Origin of the sequence: Pseudomonas hamedanensis, assembly GCF_014268595.2 — a bacterium.
In the GTDB taxonomy this organism is placed as follows: domain Bacteria; phylum Pseudomonadota; class Gammaproteobacteria; order Pseudomonadales; family Pseudomonadaceae; genus Aquipseudomonas; species Aquipseudomonas hamedanensis.
The window spans coordinates 2,353,000-2,368,380 of sequence record NZ_CP077091.1; the positions used below are offsets into that span (position 1 = coordinate 2,353,000).

General features: G+C 59.9%; 18 protein-coding genes. 10 read left to right on the top strand and 8 right to left on the bottom strand.

The window, feature by feature from the left end:
• The first annotated feature begins 348 nt into the window (after positions 1-348).
• From phhA to HU739_RS10125, 6 genes are all read left to right on the top strand, one after another.
• The gene (gene phhA, locus HU739_RS10105) at positions 349-1,140 is read left to right on the top strand and encodes a phenylalanine 4-monooxygenase (protein ID WP_186550780.1); all 792 of its coding nucleotides are present in this window, start codon (positions 349-351) and stop codon (positions 1,138-1,140) included.
• Positions 1,141-1,248: 108 nt separating this feature from the next.
• Positions 1,249-1,605 carry a 4a-hydroxytetrahydrobiopterin dehydratase gene (locus HU739_RS10110; protein ID WP_003222798.1) on the top strand — a complete coding sequence of 119 codons (357 nt, stop codon included), beginning with the start codon at positions 1,249-1,251 and terminating at the stop codon, positions 1,603-1,605.
• Entirely contained in the window at positions 1,605-2,798 is a 1,194-nt protein-coding gene (locus HU739_RS10115) for an amino acid aminotransferase (protein WP_186550782.1), read from the top strand. The genes HU739_RS10110 and HU739_RS10115 overlap by 1 nt, the downstream gene beginning before the upstream one ends.
• A gap of 336 nt (positions 2,799-3,134) precedes the next feature.
• Positions 3,135-3,266, top strand: coding sequence for a hypothetical protein (locus HU739_RS26885; protein WP_264082146.1), 132 nt, complete (start codon positions 3,135-3,137; stop codon positions 3,264-3,266).
• A gap of 71 nt (positions 3,267-3,337) precedes the next feature.
• Positions 3,338-3,520 carry a hypothetical protein gene (locus tag HU739_RS10120; protein WP_186550784.1) on the top strand — a complete coding sequence of 61 codons (183 nt, stop codon included), beginning with the start codon at positions 3,338-3,340 and terminating at the stop codon, positions 3,518-3,520.
• A 103-nt stretch (positions 3,521-3,623) separates the two neighbouring features.
• Positions 3,624-4,823, top strand: coding sequence for an MFS transporter (locus tag HU739_RS10125; RefSeq protein WP_186550786.1), 1,200 nt, complete (start codon positions 3,624-3,626; stop codon positions 4,821-4,823).
• On the opposite strand, the gene arfB is transcribed toward HU739_RS10125, so the two are convergent.
• Both arfB and HU739_RS10135 read right to left on the bottom strand, forming a co-directional pair.
• On the bottom strand, positions 4,820-5,233 hold the full coding sequence (gene arfB / locus HU739_RS10130) for an alternative ribosome rescue aminoacyl-tRNA hydrolase ArfB (RefSeq protein WP_186550788.1): 414 nt from the start codon (positions 5,231-5,233) through the stop codon (positions 4,820-4,822). The genes HU739_RS10125 and arfB overlap by 4 nt on opposite strands.
• A gap of 228 nt (positions 5,234-5,461) precedes the next feature.
• Positions 5,462-6,874 (bottom strand): amino acid permease, encoded by a 1,413-nt coding sequence (locus HU739_RS10135; RefSeq protein ID WP_186550790.1) that lies wholly within the window; start codon positions 6,872-6,874, stop codon positions 5,462-5,464.
• 893 nt (positions 6,875-7,767) lie between these two features.
• On the opposite strand from HU739_RS10135, the gene HU739_RS10140 reads away from it, so the two are divergent.
• On the top strand, positions 7,768-7,905 hold the full coding sequence (locus HU739_RS10140) for a hypothetical protein (protein WP_003222780.1): 138 nt from the start codon (positions 7,768-7,770) through the stop codon (positions 7,903-7,905).
• Positions 7,906-7,975: 70 nt separating this feature from the next.
• Positions 7,976-8,941, top strand: coding sequence for a M29 family metallopeptidase (locus HU739_RS10145; protein WP_186550792.1), 966 nt, complete (start codon positions 7,976-7,978; stop codon positions 8,939-8,941).
• 229 nt (positions 8,942-9,170) lie between these two features.
• Here the strand turns inward: HU739_RS10145 and rluB are convergent, their stop codons facing one another.
• The 6 genes from rluB to HU739_RS10175 form a co-directional block, all read right to left on the bottom strand.
• A complete protein-coding gene (rluB, locus tag HU739_RS10150; RefSeq protein ID WP_186550794.1) occupies positions 9,171-10,391 on the bottom strand; it encodes a 23S rRNA pseudouridine(2605) synthase RluB in 1,221 nt (406 codons plus the stop codon).
• A 143-nt stretch (positions 10,392-10,534) separates the two neighbouring features.
• A complete protein-coding gene (locus tag HU739_RS10155) occupies positions 10,535-10,726 on the bottom strand; it encodes a DUF1289 domain-containing protein (protein WP_016771121.1) in 192 nt (63 codons plus the stop codon).
• Positions 10,727-10,870: 144 nt separating this feature from the next.
• On the bottom strand, positions 10,871-11,821 hold the full coding sequence (gene scpB / locus HU739_RS10160; protein ID WP_186550796.1) for an SMC-Scp complex subunit ScpB: 951 nt from the start codon (positions 11,819-11,821) through the stop codon (positions 10,871-10,873).
• A gap of 11 nt (positions 11,822-11,832) precedes the next feature.
• Positions 11,833-12,531, bottom strand: a complete 699-nt coding sequence (locus tag HU739_RS10165) for a segregation and condensation protein A (RefSeq protein ID WP_174245102.1) — start codon at positions 12,529-12,531, stop codon at positions 11,833-11,835.
• 123 nt (positions 12,532-12,654) lie between these two features.
• Positions 12,655-13,284 carry an L-threonylcarbamoyladenylate synthase gene (locus HU739_RS10170; RefSeq protein ID WP_038363745.1) on the bottom strand — a complete coding sequence of 210 codons (630 nt, stop codon included), beginning with the start codon at positions 13,282-13,284 and terminating at the stop codon, positions 12,655-12,657.
• Between the two features lie 13 nt (positions 13,285-13,297).
• A complete protein-coding gene (locus tag HU739_RS10175; RefSeq protein ID WP_186550798.1) occupies positions 13,298-14,161 on the bottom strand; it encodes a PHP domain-containing protein in 864 nt (287 codons plus the stop codon).
• 87 nt (positions 14,162-14,248) lie between these two features.
• On the opposite strand from HU739_RS10175, the gene HU739_RS10180 reads away from it, so the two are divergent.
• Both HU739_RS10180 and HU739_RS10185 read left to right on the top strand, forming a co-directional pair.
• Positions 14,249-14,845 (top strand): septation protein A, encoded by a 597-nt coding sequence (locus tag HU739_RS10180; protein WP_186550800.1) that lies wholly within the window; start codon positions 14,249-14,251, stop codon positions 14,843-14,845.
• A gap of 1 nt (position 14,846) precedes the next feature.
• Positions 14,847-15,146 carry a YciI family protein gene (locus HU739_RS10185; RefSeq protein WP_186550802.1) on the top strand — a complete coding sequence of 100 codons (300 nt, stop codon included), beginning with the start codon at positions 14,847-14,849 and terminating at the stop codon, positions 15,144-15,146.
• Positions 15,147-15,381 lie beyond the last annotated feature (235 nt).

Genomic DNA, 15,381 nt, shown 5'->3' on the forward strand with positions numbered 1-15,381 from the left:
AGAACCTGTAGGAGTGAGCCTGCTCGCGATAGCGGCATATCAGTCACATCATTTTTAGCTGGCCCACCGCTATCGCGAGCAGGCTCACTCCTACAAGGGATTGGTGCCCGACTTTCTGTCGAGGCACGCAGATAGTTGTCAAGATTATGTGACAGCACTGGCCCTTTTCAAACCCGCCAATCACTGCAAATGCGCATTAGCCGACAAAGCGTAACGATAACTTTACGAAATTAGCCGAAATTTCCTACATGACTGCGTTTAAACGTGCTGCATCTCCGGCCACTCTCGGGTAATCCTTGAGCCATCGCTGGACATAACAAAAACGAATTCCCCTAGCAGGAGAGCAGCATGAAGCAGACGCAATACGTGGCCCGCGAGCCCGATGCGCAAGGTTTTATCGACTACCCCGCCGAAGAACACGCGGTGTGGAACACGCTGATCACTCGCCAGTTGAAAGTGATCGAGGGCCGTGCGTGCCAGGAATACCTGGACGGTATCGAAAAACTCGGTCTGCCCCACGACCGCATCCCGCAGCTCGGCGAGATCAATAAAGTGCTCGGCGAGACCACCGGCTGGCAGGTCGCCCGGGTGCCGGCGCTGATTCCCTTCCAGACCTTTTTTGAACTGCTCGCCAGCAAGCAATTTCCGGTGGCGACTTTCATTCGCACCCGCGAAGAACTGGACTATCTGCAAGAGCCGGATATTTTCCACGAGATCTTCGGCCACTGCCCGCTGCTGACCAACCCGTGGTTCGCTGAATTCACCCACACCTACGGCAAACTCGGCCTGCAAGCGACCAAGGAAGAGCGCGTGTACCTGGCGCGGCTGTACTGGATGACCATCGAATTCGGCTTGGTCGACACCCCGCAAGGCAAGCGCATTTACGGTGGCGGAATTCTGTCCTCGCCGAAAGAAACCGTTTATTGCCTGTCGGACGAGCCTGAGCATCAAGCCTTCGATCCGCTGGAAGCCATGCGCACGCCCTATCGCATCGACATCCTGCAACCGCTGTACTTTGTCCTGCCGAACCTCAAGCGCCTGTTCGACGTCGCTCATGAAGACATCATGGCCATGGTCCGCCAGGGCATGCAGCTGGGCTTGCACGCGCCGAAGTTTCCGCCAAAACCCAAAGCCGCCTGAACCGCGACTTTTGCTGACAATTGCGTCTGTCAGTCGCCGTCACTTTGCTTTAGCGTGACGGCATATACGCTTTAATAAAAAAAACACACTCGATTTCAGGAATACACCATGTCCACTTTGAACCAAGCCCACTGCGAAGCCTGCCGCGCCGATGCGCCACAAGTCAGCGACGAAGAACTGCCGATCCTGATCAAGCAGATCCCTGACTGGAACATCGAAGTGCGCGACAGCATCATGCAGCTGGAAAAAGTCTTCCTGTTCAAGAATTTCAAACACGCACTGGCTTTCACCAATGCCGTCGGCGAGATTTCCGAGGCCGAAGGCCACCACCCAGGCCTGCTGACCGAATGGGGCAAAGTCACCGTGACCTGGTGGAGCCATTCGATCAAAGGCCTGCACCGCAACGACTTCATCATGGCCGCGCGCACTGACGAAGTGGCCAAGACCGCAGAAGGACGCAAGTAATGCACTTCGACGCCATCGCCCGGGTGCCCGGCGACCCGATCCTCGGCTTGATGGAGGCGTATGCGCAGGACAGCAATCCGCGCAAGTTCGACCTCGGCGTTGGCGTCTACAAGGATGCCCAGGGCCTGACGCCGATCCCTGAAGCGGTGAAAATCGCCGAAGCGCGGCTGGTCGAAAGCCAGGACACCAAAACCTACATCGGTGGCCACGGCAACCCATTGTTCGGCAAGGTCATCAACGAGCTGGTGCTGGGCGCCGACTCGCCAGTGATCAGCGAACAACGCGCCGGCGTCACACAGACCCCGGGCGGCACCGGTGCGTTGCGTCTGGCGGCAGATTTCATCGCCCAATGCCTGCCGGGCAAAGGCGTGTGGTTGAGCAACCCGACCTGGCCTATCCACGAAACCATTTTTGCTGCCGCCGAGGTCAAGGTCAGTCACTACCCGTACGTGGGCAGCGACAACCGCCTCGATGTCGAAGCCATGCTCGCCGTGCTCAAGGAAGTGCCCAAGGGTGACGTGGCGCTGCTACATGCCTGCTGCCACAACCCGACCGGTTTTGACCTGAGCCATGACGACTGGAAGCGGGTGCTCGAAGTGGTGCGCAGCCGTAATCTGCTGCCGCTGATCGACTTTGCCTATCAGGGCTTTGGCGATGGCCTGGAGCAGGACGCGTGGTCGACACGCTTGTTTGCCGCCGAAATTCCGGAGGTGCTGATCACCAGTTCCTGCTCGAAGAACTTCGGCCTCTATCGCGACCGAACCGGTGCGCTGATCGTCTGCGCAAAAAGCGCCGACAAGCTCATCGACATCCGCAGCCAACTGGCCAATATCGCCCGCAACCTGTGGTCGACGCCGCCGGATCACGGCGCGGCTGTTGTTGCCACTATCCTTGCCGATCCAGAGCTGAAAGCGCGCTGGGCCGATGAGGTGGAAGCCATGCGCTTGCGTATCGCGCAATTGCGCAGCGGTCTGGTCGAAGCGCTGGAACCGCATGGTTTGCGTGAACGCTTTGCGCACATTGGTGTGCAGCGCGGAATGTTCTCCTACACCGGTCTGTCGCCGGCGCAGGTGAAGACTCTGCGTGAGCGGCACAGCGTTTACATGGTCAGCTCGGGCCGGGCAAACGTCGCCGGCATCGACGCCACCCGCCTCGCATTACTGGCCGACGCCATCGCTGACGCCTGTAAATAGTTTCTGCAATACACAACCCTGTGGGAGCGGGCCCTGTGGTGAGGGGATTTATCCCCGACCGGCTGCGCAGCAGTCGTAAACCGTTGCTCGCGGAGTGTCAGACATTCCGCGAATGCAGGGTCTGGGGCCGCTTCGCAGCCCATCGGGGATAAATCCCCTCGCCACAAAAGCCCGCTCCCACATTTGTTTTTTGCGGTGGCCTCTGTGTCCTGCGGCCATCTGTCGCATTATTTTGAATTAAAAGTCTGATTGTCATTTTTCCTGCTGTATCCTGCGCAGGCTTTGTAAAAGCGCGGAGCACCTGATCTATCAACAGACTTAGCGAGGAGCGCGAACATGCACGAGATTCCTAATCTCCCCTTCCCAAGCCTGCACGTACCTGAGCAGACGACCCCGCAACACGCCGGCGCCCAACAGCCCGAGCCGCAAGAAGCCGCTGACAGCCGCAACGCCGACAGCGAAGAGTAAAGTCCCCGCCGTACAGACCGTGTGGAAAGCGCTAAGATGCGCTTTCCACACTGCCTGAAGCCGAGCCCGCCATGACCGATGAATTTTCTGCAAGCCAAGCTGCCGTGCTGATCGGCGCCACCGAGAAAATGATCGAGATCTGGAATCGCCTTCCCCCTGAGAAACAGGCCGCCCTGCTCGAACGTTTCGGCAGCGAAGAAAACGCCCTCGCCGCTCTCGTCACCACGCAATTGGTCGCCCCGGCGAAATCCTGAAACGGCCGCCCCGGCAAATAGTTTTACTTTTCCCCGCCCCTGATCGTTTCACGCCGGTATCATGAGCAGCCTATCTAATCTGCTGCTCCGTGGATCGTTACCCATGTCGCCCTCTATATCCGAACCCCAGCGCCCCTTCGCGGTTACGCTGCAAGTGGTTTCCATCGTCCTCTTCACCTTTATCGGTTACCTGAACATCGGCATTCCGCTCGCCGTGTTGCCGGGCTATGTGCACAGCGACCTGGGCTTTGGCGCAGTGATCGCCGGGCTGGTGATCAGCGTGCAATACCTCGCCACCCTGCTCAGCCGTCCGTATGCCGGCAAGATCATCGACAATCAGGGCAGTAAACGGGCGGTGATGATCGGCCTCGCCGGATGCGGCTTGAGCGGTGTGTTCATGCTGATTTCGGCGTGGACGCACAGTCTGCCGATGCTCAGCCTGATCAGCTTGCTGATCGGCCGGCTGGTGCTGGGCAGCGCGGAAAGTCTGGTCGGTTCCGGCTCGATTGGCTGGGGCATCGGCCGTGTCGGCGCGGCGAACACGGCCAAGGTGATTTCCTGGAACGGCATCGCCAGTTATGGCGCGCTGGCGATCGGCGCGCCGTTTGGCGTGTGGCTGGTCAGCCGGCTGGGCCTGTGGAGCATGGGCGTGAGCATCATCCTCCTCGCCCTGCTCGGCCTGGCGCTGGCGTGGCCGAAGATCGCAGCGCCGATCGTCTCCGGTGAACGCCTGCCCTTCATGCATGTGCTCGGCAAAGTCTTTCCCCACGGCTGCGGACTGGCGCTGGGCTCGATCGGTTTCGGCACCATCGCCACCTTCATCACCCTGTATTACGCCACGCAGCATTGGGACAACGCGGTGCTGTGCCTGAGCCTGTTCGGCGCCAGCTTCATCGGTGCACGGCTGTTGTTCGGCAACCTGATCAACCGCCTCGGCGGCTTTCGCGTGGCGATCGCTTGCCTGTCGGTGGAAACCCTGGGCCTGTTGCTGCTGTGGATTGCACCGGACGCTAATTGGGCCTTGGCCGGCGCGGCGCTGAGTGGCTTCGGTTTCTCGCTGGTGTTTCCTGCGCTGGGCGTTGAAGCGGTAAATCTGGTGCCTGCTTCCAGCCGCGGTGCGGCGGTCGGTGCCTATTCACTGTTCATTGATTTGTCGCTGGGGATCACCGGGCCGTTGGCCGGGGCGATTGCGGGGGGGTTCGGTTTCGCCTCGATCTTTCTGTTTGCCGCTCTTGCGGCCCTGAGCGGTCTGGCGTTGAGCGTGTATCTGTACAAGCACACGGCGAAGTATCGCGAGGATTAGAAGTCGACCTTGCCGCGTCCGGCCTTGATACTGCCGCGCTTGGTCTTCGACTCGAGGCGGCGCTTCTTCGAGCCGAGGGTCGGCTTGGTCGGGCGGCGCTTCTTTTCCACTTTGGTGGCGCTTTGAATCAACTCGACCAACCGCTCCAGCGCATCGGCACGATTGGCTTCCTGCGTGCGGTATTGCTGGGCCTTGATGATCAGCACGCCGTCGCTGGTGATGCGACTGTCACGTAGCGCCAGCAGGCGCTCCTTGTAGAACTCCGGCAACGAGGAGTTGGGAATGTCGAAGCGCAGGTGCACGGCGCTGGAGACCTTGTTGACGTTCTGCCCGCCAGCGCCCTGGGCGCGGATGGCCGTCAGTTCGATCTCGGCATCGGGCAGATGCACATTGTTGGAAATCACCAGCATGAAAAAGCGTCCGTATTCAGAGGGTGCAGGATAACGCGAAAACCATTGCAAGCCTGCTGGAGTTCCCCTGTAGGAGTGAGCCTGCTCGCGATAGCGGTATATCAGGTTCATATTTATTGACTGACACACCGCTATCGCGAGCAGGCTCACTCCTACAGTGGATTTGTGTGAGGCTCAGAAATGACAAACCCGGCACGCTGGCCGGGTTTGTCCTTTCTGCCTGCGAGGTTATTTCGCCGTCGCAGCCACCACCGGCTGCACACTGCGTTTGTTCTTGACCACGTAGCACACCCACATGAACACGACCCACACCGGAATCGCGTACACCGAGATCTGAATCCCCGGGATCAGCAACATTACGCCGAGGATGAACGCAACGAACGCCAGGCAGATGTAGTTGCCGTACGGGTACCACAGCGCCTTGAACAGCGGCGTCTGCTTCGTCTTGTTCATGTGCTGGCGGAACTTGAAGTGCGAATAGCTGATCATCGCCCAGTTGATCACCAGCGTTGCAACCACCAGCGACATCAGCAATTCCAGTGCATGCTGCGGGATCAGGTAGTTGAGCAGCACCGCCACCAGCGTCACCGCCGCCGAAGCCAGGATCGACCGCACCGGCACGCCGCGCTTGTCGATCTTCGCCAGGCCTTTCGGCGCGTCACCCTGCTCGGCCATGCCCAGCAGCATGCGGCTGTTGCAGTAGGTGCCGCTGTTGTACACCGACAGCGCCGCGGTCAACACGACGAAATTGAGGATGTGCGCGGCGGTGTTGCTGCCGAGCATTGAGAACACCTGCACGAACGGGCTGCCGCTATAGGAGTCGCCGGACGCATTGAGGGTTTCCAGCAGGCTGTCCCACGGGGTCAGCGACAGCAGGATTACCAGCGCGCCAATGTAGAAAATCAGGATGCGGTAGATCACCTGATTGATCGCTTTCGGGATTACGGTTTTCGGCTTGTCGGCTTCAGCCGCGGTGAAACCGAGCATTTCCAGGCCACCGAAGGAGAACATGATGATCGCCATGGCCATCACCAGACCGCTCACTCCGTTTGGGAAGAAACCGCCGTGGGACCACAGGTTGCTGACCGACGCTTGCGGGCCGCCGTGGCCGCTGACCAGCAAGTAGCTGCCCAGGGCAATCATGCCGACGATGGCGACGACCTTGATGATCGCGAACCAGAATTCGGCTTCACCGAAGACTTTGACGTTGGCCAGGTTGATCGCGTTGATCAGCACGAAGAACGCCGCTGCGGAGGCCCAGGTCGGAATGTCCGGTGCCCAGTAATGGATGTACTTGCCGACCGCGGTCAGCTCCGACATGCCCACCAGAATGTACAGAATCCAGCAGTTCCAGCCCGACAGGAAACCGGCGAAACCGCCCCAGTACTTGTGCGCGAAATGGCTGAAGGAGCCGGCCACCGGCTCTTCGACGATCATTTCGCCCAACTGGCGCATGATCATGAAGGCGATGAAGCCGCAGATGGCGTAGCCAAGGATCATCGACGGACCGGCGGATTTCAGCACCCCGGCAGATCCCAGGAACAGGCCGGTACCGATCGCGCCACCAAGGGCGATCAGTTGAATGTGGCGATTTTTCAGGCCGCGCTTAAGCTCGCCTGATTGCGAGGGTTGTCCACTCATGAAAAAGGTCTCACGCAAGGTTTGATGATGTTCAGTAGACGTTGCTGCAAGGTTGCGATTTCAGGCAGCCCCGATCAAACCCCAGCGCAGGCACCAGGAGTTCAGCTCATTTACAACGGTCATGCGTCACCTGTTTGTTTTTATCTGTGACGAAATCGAACCCGACACGCTTGTGGCGCGGCGGAGTGAACAAGGCGGATAGCCTTGAGATTGGCGCGATTACGCAGAGGGTCACAGTTAAAACGCGGCGCATTGTACACCGCTAACCCCCTGCTGCCAGACCCGCTGGATCAGCGTGGCGGTTGCCGGGATTGCGTGTATCCGCCTCGAGACACTCGGGCGGCTGCAAAAATTGAGTCAGGCCTTTGCAGGCCATCGGCGTGGACGAGGAACAAACCGTCCCACGGGGAGAAGTGGAAATCAGTCGCGGCGTTCATTGCGCCTCCTTCTTGTTATGCGCCTGCACGACAGGCATGGGGCGCATATCACCGCGCAAACGCCGCTGAAACAAGCGCGCCAGAGCCACGCGCAGCCCCTGCCCGGCAGCGCTTCGGCAGTTTTTCCTTACAGCGGCCCGATGGCCCTCGATTGGCTCGGCTTCAGGCGCGTTTTCGTAAGGTTTTCTTGACAGCGCGTAACGAAAAATTTCCGTTTCAGAATTTTCCGTAGGCCGTCTGCATATTGACGGTAGCTAGCTCACTAACGAAAGTAGGCGCTTAGTTTTATGTTTTTAAATAAGAAAAACGCCGGCCAAAAACAGAATAAAAAATCTATTTAAAAATTAAATAAACATTTTTTTGCATTCTAAAAGGCTCTGAACTAGGTTTTTCACGTCTCACCGGCCACCTCGACCGGTCAGTCATAAACCGTGAAAGTCATCTAGGAGATCGACCATGCAAGCACTGGAAAAAGACTTGGATACCGAACTGCAACTGGACGAATGGTTTGAAGCACCGACCCATGAGGCCGCCGTGGAAATGATGCAAGCCGACGCGGTGGTTCCGTTCGGCACGGCGATGTGGCCTCTGTAACACATCCCGGGCAGGCACGGTCCGGCCGGTCGTGCCTGCCGCTTTCGTCACGGTCAGTCAGGGAGGATTCATGGATAAGTCCCGCGCGATCTCGCATTTCCTTTACTACCTCGAACATCACCCCGCCCTTGCCGGCCTCGACTCGGCGAAGGTATTGCTCGGCCACACTGCCGACTACGAAGCCCTGACCGGCGCCATCGCCGAACAGGCCGGCGAGCATCCGCGCTTTCGCTTCAGCGCGCGACGCCTGGACCTGGAGAGCACCGCAGCGCTGGCTACGGCAATTGCCGACAGCGATCTGTACATTTTCTTCTACGACTCTTCCACCCTGCCCACCCCACGCCCCGACGGCCCGGAGTTTGTCCGTGCACTGCAAGCGGTGATGGCGGAAAACTGGAAGAAGTCGCTGCTGTTCAAGGATTACGGCGACTATTTCTACGACACTTTCAGCATCGCCCCGCAGCGCATCGCCGGACTCAATAGTCACCTGATCCAGCGCATGTCCCAGGCGACCACGCTGAGCTTCAAGGATGACCACGGCTCGTGGTTCGAAACACCGATGAGCAGCATCAAGAAGTGGACCGACATCAACGGCGTCGGCAACTTCGACCTCGCCCCCGGCGAAATCGCCACTCACAGCGAAGCCATTAACGGCCACGTTAAATTCAAGGGCACCTTTCTCAGTACCATTCCGTTTGCACGCAAATACGGCGTGCTGGAGTCACCACTGGAGTTGTGGATCGAAAATTCGACCATCAGCCGCATCGCCACCGACGTACCGGGGCTGGAACATGATTTCAACAAATACCTGAACGCGAATCCGTCGAACCGGCGGATCGAAGAACTGGGGATTGGCACCAATGAAGGCGTGAAAGACCTGTATGCGCGCAATGCCGGGTTTGAAGAGCGGCATTGTGGCTTGCATCTCGGATTGGGCGGCGGCGCCAAGGGCAGCCATCACCTGGACCTGATCTTTTCTGGCGGGGTGTTGGCGCTGGATGACAAACCAGTCTTCGACGGACGGTTTGTGTTCTAGCCTGAAGTTGATAGTGCGACTACTGGCCGCTTCGCGGGCAAGCCCGCTCCCACAGGTTTCATTGGTGTACGTAATATCTTGAACAACTCAAAACCCTGTGGGAGCGGGCTTGCCCGCGAAGGGGCCGGGTCAGGCAATGCAAATCTTTCGCCAGACGAAAAAAAACGCCAACCCTGAAGTTGGCGTTTTGTTTTAGCTTGAAGCTTGCCGCTAGAAGCTCACAGCTGCCTTATTCCGGCTTCTTGCGACCAAACCCCGGACGCTGACCCGAGCCCGCTGGTGCGCCACGGCGCTTGCCCGAGGGCTTGTCACCGTCGACCAGTTTGATCCCCGGACGCTTCGGCGCCGGTTTGGCCGGACGCTTGTTGGTGGTGTCCGCTGGACGATCGGCCACCGGCGTACCGCGACCGGCAGGCGCGCCACGTTCGCCACGCTCGGTACGGCCATTGGCTGGACGCGGTGCACGCTCGCCGTCACGGGCAACCGGCTTGCGACCTGGACGCTCGCCTTCGATCTGCGGCTCGCGGCCCGGACGTGGACCGGTCGGTGCGCCAGCGGCTGGGCGCAAGGTGCGCACGCGCTCGGTCTTGGCCATCGGCCGCGACGATTTACGCTGCATACGCTCCAGCTTGTCCTTGCTCTTGGCGTTCAGTTGCGGCATGGCTACCGGCGTCAGGCCGACTTCAGCACTGAGGATGTCGACTTCGTACTGGCTCATTTCGCGCCAGCGGCCCATCGGCAAGTCGGAGTTGAGGAACACCGGACCGAAGCGCACGCGCTTCAGACGGCTGACCACCAGACCCTGCGATTCCCACAGACGACGCACTTCACGGTTGCGGCCTTCCATTACCACGCAGTGATACCAGTGGTTGAAGCCTTCGCCACCCGGCGCCTGCTTGATGTCGGTGAACTTGGCCGGACCGTCTTCCAGCACCACACCGGCCTTGAGGCGTTCAATCATCTCGTCGTCAACTTCACCACGGACACGCACGGCGTACTCGCGGTCCATCTCGTAGGACGGGTGCATCAGGCGGTTGGCCAGTTCACCGTCGGTGGTGAACATCAGCAGACCGGTGGTGTTGATGTCGAGACGACCGATGTTGATCCAGCGGCCTTCTTTCGGACGCGGCAGCTTGTCGAACACGGTCGGACGGCCTTCCGGGTCGTCACGGGTGCAAATTTCGCCGTCGGGCTTGTTGTACATGATCACGCGGCGCACCGACTCGGCAGCCTCTTCGCGTTTGATCACCTTGCCATCGATAGTGATGGCGTCGTGCATGTCGACGCGCAGGCCGAGGGTGGCGTCTTTGCCATTGACCTTGATCCGGCCCTGGCTGATCCAGGCTTCGACGTCACGGCGCGAGCCGACGCCGATACGGGCGAGGACTTTCTGCAGTTTTTCGCCTGCTGGGCCGATTTCCTGGTCGTCTTTCTGATTGATGTCACTCATCTGGGCACCTCCCGGTGTGGTCTGTTCAGGCGGCGCCTGAAGCATTGAAAACTGTGTTTTCGGGCGAAGGGATCGCCGAAGGGTCGCGAATCATACGCGGATGTGCGCCATCGCGCATCAGAGACTAGCTGATCGATCGACAGTTATTTCTTTTTCCGCCGACCGGCACCGCCCAGTTTGATCAGGCGCAACGCGGCTTCAGCCAGCACCGTGCGCTTGTCGTCCTTGTCGAGCTTCTTCCAGGCCTTGATCTCGCGCTTGCTGCGGCCGCAACCGAGGCAAATGTCGTCGGAAAATTTGCAGAGACTGATGCAGGGGTCTTTGGTTGAGCTCATCGCGTTCTCCAGAAAAACACAGATCCCTTGTAGGAGTGAGCCTGCTCGCGATTGCGGTGTGTCAGTCGACATCTTCTTGTCAGAGACACCGCTATCGCGAGCAGGCTCACTCCTACAAGGGATGGCGGTGTTCTTGTGATCGGGTCAGTCCTCGAATTCGCGCCGTTCGGCTTCGATGGCTTCGGCCAGTGCGCGGGCTTCGGTTTCTTCTTCGCTGAGTTCGGGTTCTGGCTGTTCGAGGGCGGCAACGGCAGCCAGGAGTTTCTCGCGGGCCTCGGCGACACCGAGAATGTCTTCTTCCGGTTCGGCTTCAGGCGGTTCAACTTCTACCGCCGGCTCGGTGATCTCGGGCTCAGACACCGGCGCTTCGCCATCCGCCGCATCGCGCAGCAAATCGTCGAAATCGGTCTTGATCCCCTCTTCCATGCTGTCCAGTTCCAGCAGCAAACTGTGGAAACTGGTTTCTTCCTTCTCTTCCTCCGGCTCGGCGCTGGCATCGGCCAGTTCCTGCAGATTCTGCGGCACCGGCGCGTCGTCGAAATCCAGCACCGGCTCGGCTTCCATCTCACGCAGTTCGGCCAGCGGCGGCAGGTCCTCAAGGTTTTTCAGGTTGAAGTGATCGAGAAACGCCTTGGTCGTGGCAAACATCGCCGGTTTGCCCGGCACGTCGCGGTAGCCGACGACGCGAATCCACTCGCGCTCCAGCAAAGTCTTGACGATGTTGCTGTTGACCGCCACACCGCGCACGTCTTCGATTTCGCCACGGGTGATCGGCTGGCGGTAGGCGATCAGCGCAATGGTTTCCAGCAAGGCACGCGAGTAGCGTTGCGGGCGCTCTTCCCACAGTCGACCGACCCAGGGCGAGAACTTCTCGCGGATCTGCAGGCGATAGCCCGACGAGACTTCCTTGAGTTCGAAGGCGCGGCCCTCGCAGGACTTGCCGAGCAGGGTCAAAGCTTTCTTGAAGACCGCTGGCTCCGGCCGCTCGCCTTCTTCGAACAGTTCGAACAGGCGCTCAAGTGATTGCGGTTTTCCCGAGGCCAACAGAAAGGCTTCAAGCAGGGGCGCCAGCTCGCGGGGTTCAGTCAGGTTCATGTTTGGACTCGTTATTCGGCTCGGGCTCGCACGTGGATCGCGGCGAACGGCTCATTCTGCACTAGCTCGACCAAGGATTCCTTGACCAGTTCAAGGATCGCCATAAAGGTCACTACCACACCGAGGCGGCCTTCTTCGGCGGTGAACAGTTCGACAAACGGCACAAAACCGCCGCCCTTGAGCCGTTCCAGCACATCGCTCATGCGCTCGCGCGTAGACAGCGCCTCGCGGCTGACCTGGTGACTTTCGAACATGTCGCCACGGCGCAGCACTTCGGCCATGCACATCAGGATTTCTTCCAGCGCGACATCGGGCAACAGCTTGCGCGCCCGCGCTTCTGGCGCGTCGAGTCTGGGCACGATCACATCGCGGCCGACCCGGCTCAGGCCATCGATACCTTCGGCGGCCGCCTTGAAGCGTTCATATTCCTGCAAGCGGCGGATCAGTTCGGCGCGCGGGTCGTCCTCTTCGTCTTCGACGGTTTCGGCGCGAGGCAGGAGCATGCGCGACTTGATCTCGGCCAGCATCGCGGCCATGACCAGGTATTCGGCGGCCAGTTCCAGGCGCACCGACTGCATCAACTCGACATAACCCATGTACTGGCGGGTGATCTCCGCCACCGGAATGTCGAGAATATTGATGTTCTGTTTGCGGATCAGGTACAGCAGCAAGTCGAGCGGGCCCTCGAACGCTTCAAGGAAGACTTCCAGCGCATCGGGCGGAATGTACAGGTCCAGCGGCATTTCCATGACCGCCTGGCCATAGACCATCGCAAACGGCAGTTCCTGCTGAGCGCCGGCCTGGGGATCGACCACGGTTTCCACTGCGGACATTCAGGCCTCGACCATGAACGGCGTCGGATCGCCGCAACCGACACGGACCACTTCCGGGTCGTCGCCGGTCAGATCGATGACCGTCGAGGCCTTGATACCACCGAAGCCGCCGTCGACGATCAAGTCCACCTGATGCTCAAGCAACTGGCGCATTTCGTACGGATCGCTGAGCGGATCTTCGTCGCCGGGCATGATCAGGGTCACGCTCATCAGCGGCTCGCCGAGTTCGGCCAACAGCGCCAGGGCAATCGGATGGCTTGGCACGCGCAGGCCGATCGTGCGTTTCTTCGGATGCAGCAACAGACGCGGCACTTCACGGGTAGCGTTGAGAATGAAGGTGTAAGGCCCCGGCAGATGCGCCTTCAGGATACGGAAGGTGCCGGTGTCGATCTTGGCGTAGTTACCCAGTTGCGACAGGTCGCTGCAGATCAGCGCGAAGTTGTGCTTTTCATCGAGCTGGCGCAGGCGGCGTACACGCTCGATGGCGGTCTTGTCGCCGATCTGGCAACCGATGGCGTAGGACGAGTCCGTGGGATAAACCACCACCCCGCCCTTGCGGATGATCTCTACCGCCTGTTTGATCAGGCGCGCTTGCGGGTTTTCCGGATGTATCTGGAAAAATTGACTCACGTTCTCTACCTGTTCAGACGGCGGCAATATCTGTGTCATGTTTGAACCGACACCACAGGGGTGGAAGGTCCTCGGGAACCGGCCGGTACTGGCCGATCTCGGACCAGCCGCCAGGGCCATGGAAGTCACTGCCGGCGCTGACCAGCAGACCGAACTCACGGGCAAGGATCGCCAGGCTGCCCACCTGCTCCGCAGGCTGATGGCCGTTGACCACCTCGATTGCGTGCCCGCCTGCTTGAATATAGTCGGCAATCAGCTTCCGGCGCTTGCTGCGGGTGAAATCGTAGTGCCAGGGATGTGCCAAGCTGACCCAGGCGCCCGCGGCGCGCAGCGTGCCAACGGTGTCTTCCAGGGTCGGCCAATGCAGCTTGACGTCACCGAGCTTGCCGGCGCCGAGCCATTTGCGAAACGCCTCGGCGCGATCCTTTACGTAACCTTCACGCACCATCCAGTCGGCGAAATGCGGCCGGGCCGGCGCGTTGCCGCTGTCGCCCAGCTCCTGCTGGACCTGTCGGGCGCCCTCAAGGGCACCGGGCATGCCCTTGAGGGCGAGCTTGCGGCTTATTTCTTCCGACCGTAGCCAGCGGCCATCGTGCAATTTAGCGATGGCCTCGACCAGCGGTGCAGCGTTGACGTCGAAACCGTAGCCCAGCACATGAATGGTCGCCCCGCCCCAGGTGCAGGACAACTCGACGCCGTTGACCAGTTGCATGCCCAGCTCGTTGGCGGCCGAACGCGCTTCGGCGAGGCCTTCGAGGGTGTCATGGTCGGTCAGGGACAAGACTCGCACGCCGTTCTCGAACGCACGCGCAACCAGTACCGCGGGCGCCAGGGCGCCGTCGGAGGCCGTGCTGTGGCAGTGCAAATCAACATTCACGGGGAGTTGTAACCTCAAATCAGCCGGCGCTATCGCGCGCCCATATGTTTGTTATTATGCCGACACATCCAGCTTCTGGCTCTCACTGTGAAACAATTCATCGATTTCATCCCGCTTCTGCTGTTCTTCATTGTTTACAAACTTGACCCTCGGGTCGTCGACATCGCCGGGCATGAAGTGACCGTAGGCGGAATCTACAGCGCTACGGCGATGCTGATCATCAGTTCTCTGGTGGTGTACGGCGCCCTGTTCATCAAACAGCGCAAGCTGGAAAAGAGCCAATGGCTGACGCTGATTGCCTGCCTGGTGTTCGGCAGCCTGACGCTGGCCTTCCACAGCGAAACCTTCCTGAAATGGAAAGCGCCGGTGGTCAACTGGCTGTTCGCCGCGGCCTTCATCGGCAGCCACTTCATCGGTGACCGCCTGCTGATCAAGCGCATCATGGGCCACGCGCTGACATTGCCGGACCCGGTGTGGACGCGCCTGAACATCGCCTGGATCGGCTTTTTCCTGTTCTGCGGCGCGGCCAACCTGTTCGTTGCCTTCACTTTCCAGAGCATCTGGGTCGACTTCAAGGTGTTCGGCAGCCTGGGCATGACGGTGCTGTTCCTGGTCGCGCAAGGCATCTACCTGTCTCGTCACCTGCACGACGCCGATACCACAACACCAAAAACCGAGGACTGACATGCTCTACGCAATCATTGCCACAGACGTCGCCAACTCGCTCGAAGCACGCCTGGCTGCACGCCCGGCGCATCTGCAACGCCTGGAAGCGCTCAAGGGCGAAGGCCGCATCGTCCTGGCCGGCCCGCACCCGGCCGTCGACAGCAATGATCCGGGCGCAGCGGGATTCACCGGCAGCCTGATCGTTGCCGAATTCGATTCGCTGAACGCCGCACAAGCCTGGGCTGATGCCGATCCGTATATCGCCGCAGGCGTCTACGCCAACGTGATCGTCAAGCCTTTCAAACAAGTTCTGCCGTAATCCCCACTGTGGCGAGGGAGCTTGTCGAATCGTCGCACCGTCCCGCTGGGGAGCGAAGCGCCCCCCGCTTTTTCAACTCAAAAGCAGTGGGACTGCTGCGCAGTCCCGCGGGAGCAAGCTCCCTCGCCACAGTTTCATCATGCGCCATCCCTCTGCATTACTCGCAGCACTGAACCTTCTCGCTTCTCACCCATCTCAATCGCTCATTATTCTCGTTTGCCTGCCGACAACCTGC

What these genes read in the sequence shown, in the direction of transcription:
- HU739_RS10110 (WP_003222798.1), top strand. Translation starts at nt 1,249, where the DNA reads ATGTCCACTTTGAACCAAGCCCACTGCGAAGCCTGCCGCGCCGATGCG.
- scpB (WP_186550796.1), bottom strand. Translation starts at nt 11,821, where the DNA reads ATGAACCTGACTGAACCCCGCGAGCTGGCGCCCCTGCTTGAAGCCTTT.
- HU739_RS10115 (WP_186550782.1), top strand. Translation starts at nt 1,605, where the DNA reads ATGCACTTCGACGCCATCGCCCGGGTGCCCGGCGACCCGATCCTCGGC.
- HU739_RS10145 (WP_186550792.1), top strand. Translation starts at nt 7,976, where the DNA reads ATGGATAAGTCCCGCGCGATCTCGCATTTCCTTTACTACCTCGAACAT.
- HU739_RS10125 (WP_186550786.1), top strand. Translation starts at nt 3,624, where the DNA reads ATGTCGCCCTCTATATCCGAACCCCAGCGCCCCTTCGCGGTTACGCTG.
- rluB (WP_186550794.1), bottom strand. Translation starts at nt 10,391, where the DNA reads ATGAGTGACATCAATCAGAAAGACGACCAGGAAATCGGCCCAGCAGGC.
- HU739_RS10155 (WP_016771121.1), bottom strand. Translation starts at nt 10,726, where the DNA reads ATGAGCTCAACCAAAGACCCCTGCATCAGTCTCTGCAAATTTTCCGAC.
- HU739_RS10120 (WP_186550784.1), top strand. Translation starts at nt 3,338, where the DNA reads ATGACCGATGAATTTTCTGCAAGCCAAGCTGCCGTGCTGATCGGCGCC.
- HU739_RS10185 (WP_186550802.1), top strand. Translation starts at nt 14,847, where the DNA reads ATGCTCTACGCAATCATTGCCACAGACGTCGCCAACTCGCTCGAAGCA.
- HU739_RS10140 (WP_003222780.1), top strand. Translation starts at nt 7,768, where the DNA reads ATGCAAGCACTGGAAAAAGACTTGGATACCGAACTGCAACTGGACGAA.
- HU739_RS26885 (WP_264082146.1), top strand. Translation starts at nt 3,135, where the DNA reads ATGCACGAGATTCCTAATCTCCCCTTCCCAAGCCTGCACGTACCTGAG.
- phhA (WP_186550780.1), top strand. Translation starts at nt 349, where the DNA reads ATGAAGCAGACGCAATACGTGGCCCGCGAGCCCGATGCGCAAGGTTTT.
- arfB (WP_186550788.1), bottom strand. Translation starts at nt 5,233, where the DNA reads ATGCTGGTGATTTCCAACAATGTGCATCTGCCCGATGCCGAGATCGAA.
- HU739_RS10135 (WP_186550790.1), bottom strand. Translation starts at nt 6,874, where the DNA reads ATGAGTGGACAACCCTCGCAATCAGGCGAGCTTAAGCGCGGCCTGAAA.